Source organism: Salinibacterium sp. (genome assembly GCF_031364185.1).
In the GTDB taxonomy this organism is placed as follows: Bacteria; Actinomycetota; Actinomycetes; order Actinomycetales; family Microbacteriaceae; genus Rhodoglobus.
In genome coordinates, this window is record NZ_JANLVV010000289.1 from 1 (window position 1) to 4,298 (window position 4,298).

Below are 4,298 nucleotides of genomic sequence, written 5' to 3' on the forward strand. Positions count from 1 at the left end.
ATCAACAATGATGCCAACTCTCCTGACTACCTGACGGCGAGCCTCGGTGGGGTGTACGACAACGCGGATGCGCGGTCGTACCCCCTCTCCTCCTACTCGTACATGATCATTCCGACCGCCGTCGAAGGCAATTTCACGGAGAACAAGGGGCTGACTCTGGCGGATTTTGCCTCGTATTTCCTCTGTGAGGGGCAGCAGCAAGCAGAGGTGCTCGGCTATTCGCCGCTACCTGTCAACCTGGCATCAGCGGGCCTGGAGCAGGTTCAGAAGATCCCGGGCGGCAACCCCCAGAACAAGACCATCGCAAGCTGCAACAATCCGACCTTTTCTCCGGATGGCTCGAACAAGTTGGCCGCAACGGCACCTCAACCGCAGGCCTGCGACAAAAAGGGTGGCGACCAGTGCCTGACCGGAACGGGTGGTGCGGCTGATACGCCGACAGCCTCAAGCGGTGGAGCTGCTGCTGCTGCGGCGGCCGGAACGACGGGGACGAAACCCGGCTCGACGAGCGCCGCCGGAGGAACCGCAGGGACCAGTTCCCCAGCTAACCCGAACGGGGAGGCGGCAGGACTCGTGGCTGGGGGCATTCCGGTAGTCGCCGGTTCCCCCATAGACCTACCCGGAAAAGACCTTCCCGTCGGAACGCTCATGTTAATGGTGATGGCCGTAATCGTTGCGCTCGCCGTTGTGCTCCTCCCTCCGGTCTACTCCCGCCGTCGGGTCGCAGCGATGGCTGGCACGCCTCGCGGACCGACTCGGCGGCAGGCCGCCCGACTCGCACGTCGGCGCACTCGAGCACCGAGGATTAAGCCAATAATTCCCAATGTTCATCTACGCGTTCCTTTTAGAAAAGGCGGTAGTGCTGTACCTCCTATGGGTGGCTCGTAGCGTGATGGTCGTGATGAGAACCCGGCCTGGCGCGGCGCGACTCCGCGGTCGGAAGACAGCGGTAAGTCTGTTTGCTGCCTTGATCGGGCTGGCGCTCATCGCGAGCAGCGCGGTCGCGCAGCCGGGCCAGTCCGCTAGTGCCGCCCCGGCGGCTACCGCCAATGATTCCGCTCTAACTGTCAAGTGGACGGGTGACGACTCTTCGGCACAGGCCTTCCAGCCCGAGCGCAAGACCACCAGCCCGCATTACAACGACTTTAAGAACTTGGCGATTTCTGTGTCGCAGACGTCGGGAATCATCGACCAGGCGATCCGCGTCAGGGTCACCGGCTTCGCTGGCACGAAGTCCGAAATCCTCGGCGTGACTAACGCGCAAAACTTCCTCCAGGCGATGCAGTGCTGGGGCCCGGACCCGAAAGCCCTCGATTTCTATAAGACCTGCCAGTGGGGGGGACGCAACAGCTCCGGAACCCAAACCGGCAACGACGTTTACCGGGACAACCTGCTGCGCGTGGCGCCCAAATACAACGGAGCCACCAGCAACTCCACAGTAGACAACCCCTTTGTCACCGCGGGCGGTACTTCTATTCCCGGCAAGGAAATCGTCGTCAAAGGGGCAAATCAGTACCCGATTCTCAACTATTTCTCGCCGTCAACGACCAACGAGGTATCAAGCGCACGTGTTGGGGGCGATAGGGCCGGATTCTTCGACTTCGAGACCCAGAGCTCGGATCAGGCGCCGCAGCTAGGCTGCGGAACTGCGCAGCGCCTTCGATGCTGGCTCGTTGTAGTTCCTCGAGGTAGCCACTTCGGCGGCGACGGCCTCGAATGCAGCGACTACGTCGATCCGAAGACCTACGAGCCCCTCACCTATGGTCGGCCGAATTCTACCCAGGGAGGAAGTCCGGTTAATCCGAAGTGTGACTATTTCGACAACCGCGTCGTGATTCCGCTCGACTTTACGCCGACCGGGGTTACCTGTCCCGTCGGAAGCGCCGAGTTCAGACTCTCCGGATCTCAGCTGATGGTGAGCGCGATGAGTTCCTGGCAGCCGTCGCTGTGCCAAAACATCAAGAGCACCTTCAGCTTCGCAGCCAATCCGGATTCCATCGCTCGCTCCACACTCATCGAAAGTTCGCAGGGCTCACCCCAGGTGACCTTCTCGTCGTATCCGGTCAGTGCTGGTGAGTTACAGACGGAACCTGAACGAAACCAGCTCGCGGCGGCAAAATTGGCCTACGCCCCGGTCGCGATTTCCAGTGTGGTTATTGCCTTCAATGCGGAATTCCCGAATGGGCGCCAAGAAAACCTTGTCGTAACGCCGCGAATGATGGCAAAGCTGCTCACCCAGTCATACCCGTTCACAGTGCCCAGCACGACCGGTGACACCGGTAAGACGTCAGAACATCTCTCCGCCAAAGCACGCACCTACAGCTACTGGAACAGCGACCCGGACTTCCGCCGAGCGAACCCAGACAACTGGGAGTCCTTTAACCAGCAAAACCCATCCATTGTCCTTCCGGGCCCATCGGGCGCGGATGCTATTCGACAGGTATGGCGGTGGATCGTCGCTGATAGGGACGCGGTCGCGTTTCTCGACGGGAGTGCTGATCCCGATGGAATGACGGTCAACCCTTACTACCTCCCCAAGAGTGACAAAAACCTGATCCCCTGGTACTTCGACGACAACAAGAATTTTGTCGAGCCTCCCGTTCAGCGAGCGGTCGGACTCACGAACCTCGACGGCTCACCACAAAAGCTCAGCACGCTCGTGCTCGACATGTTTCCAAAGGACGATGAGAGCCTGCTGCCTTTCCGTCTGGTTCTGGAGAAAAGCAGGTTCGACACGATCCAGTTCTCGCCGTATGCAGTCGACTTCCTCGCGGCCGCACGCCAAACCTTCCGGGGTGACCCGAACTCGCGCACCTACTGGGATCCAACCAAGGCAACTGCCGCAAACGAGTTCGGTGCGTGGGTGAGCTCGGGGGTGCAGGCTCCGGGAGCGAAGTTCATGATCACCGTGATCGATTCCACCTCGGCCGCCCGCTATGGCATGAGTACTGCATCGATCACCCCGCCGAACAGCACGAAGGCCGTGAAGAGCACGAACGAGACAATGTCATCCGCTCTGGTCGCGCTGAAGCCGACGAGTCTTGAAGCGGTCAAACAGGTCGACCCAGCTGCGGTCTCGGCCGACGGGTACCCGATGACGATTGTTACGTACGCAGCGGTGAATCTCAGCAAGACGACGGCATCATCTCGGCCGATCATTTCGCAGCTGCTTCAGCAGGTGACAACCACCGGTCAAACTTCGGGGTCGGCGATTGGTCAATTGCCAGCGGGCTACCTTCCCCTCACCGACAGCTTGAAGGCGCAGGCGGCGGCAGCCTCAGCCACAGTCTCCGCTTTCGTGCCCGAAACAAAGACCACTTCGTCTCCACCGAAAAGTCAGGTGCCTACCGGTGGCGGAGCCTACTCAGCCGAGGACTCTTTAGGTCTCGAAGACGCCGCGGCGTCGGGAATCGGCGCCGATCCAACGATCACGCCCGATGCGGATCCAGCCAGCACCGCAACGAAGACTCCAATGTCCAGCTCGGGACCAATAGAGAGTTCGGGACTTGTGATTGCCCTCGCAATCGGCCTACTGGGCGTCTTCTTCGCACCTGTTCTCTTCCGAAGAAGGTTTCTCTGACCGCACATAGTTTCTTTCGAGCACCCGCTCCGACTCGAAAGAGAAAACCCCTCACTGAACCGCAAAGACCGGTGAGGGGCTGGTCCACTTGGACTGAACCACTGGGGCACATTACCAAATAGAGGTAGGAAAAAATGCAAAAGAACACCAGACTGCGCCTCGGCGTAGTTGCCGCTCTTGCGGCGACGGCGCTTGCCGTCAGCGTTGCATCACCCGCCAGTGCTGACCCAAGCGGACCCAAGGGCATCAACGGAACCGGCTCAGACACGACCCAGGATGTTGTCAGTGGGGTCTCCAGCGTCGTTTCGAACATCGGTTCCTACGATGCGACGGGCTCGGCGAGCATCACAGCAAATGGCGTCACCTTCAGCCGACCCGTCGGATCAACCGCGGGCGTTCGCGCCCTCAGCTCTTCGGTACGCGGTGTCGCGTATGCAGGAACCGTTCTGCCGGTCGGTACGCTCCAGTTCGCTCGCGCCTCCGCCCTTCGCAGCGAAGGTGGCACCGAGCTGACATACATTCCGTTCGCGAAGGATGCCGTCACGGTCGCATCGAGTGCTTCGAGCGACTTCCCGAAAGAAGTTTCCCTCGGGGCAGCTGGCCAGGCCACCAACCTGTTCACCCTGCGCAACATCTACCTGGGCACCGTGACCTCCTTCACCGACGCCAACTTGAATTCGGTCACGATTCGCCCACTGCTTCCCCAGCAGAACTCGGG

General features: G+C 60.4%; 2 protein-coding genes and 1 pseudogene. All 3 read left to right on the plus strand.

Going from position 1 to position 4,298, the window contains the following annotated elements:
* Positions 1-888 (plus strand): annotated as a pseudogene (locus RMN95_RS12750) (hypothetical protein); the annotation flags it as partial.
* A complete protein-coding gene (locus tag RMN95_RS12755) occupies positions 824-3,580 on the plus strand; it encodes a hypothetical protein (protein ID WP_309617286.1) in 2,757 nt (918 codons plus the stop codon). The pseudogene RMN95_RS12750 and the gene RMN95_RS12755, both read left to right, overlap by 65 nt.
* 134 nt (positions 3,581-3,714) lie before the next feature.
* A partial coding sequence (locus tag RMN95_RS12760) for a hypothetical protein (RefSeq protein WP_309617287.1) occupies positions 3,715-4,298 on the plus strand: 584 nt, incomplete at its 3' end.

Excerpts from the sequence above, each read along its gene's own strand:
- RMN95_RS12755 (WP_309617286.1), top strand. The coding sequence starts at position 824 with ATGTTCATCTACGCGTTCCTTTTAGAAAAGGCGGTAGTGCTGTACCTC.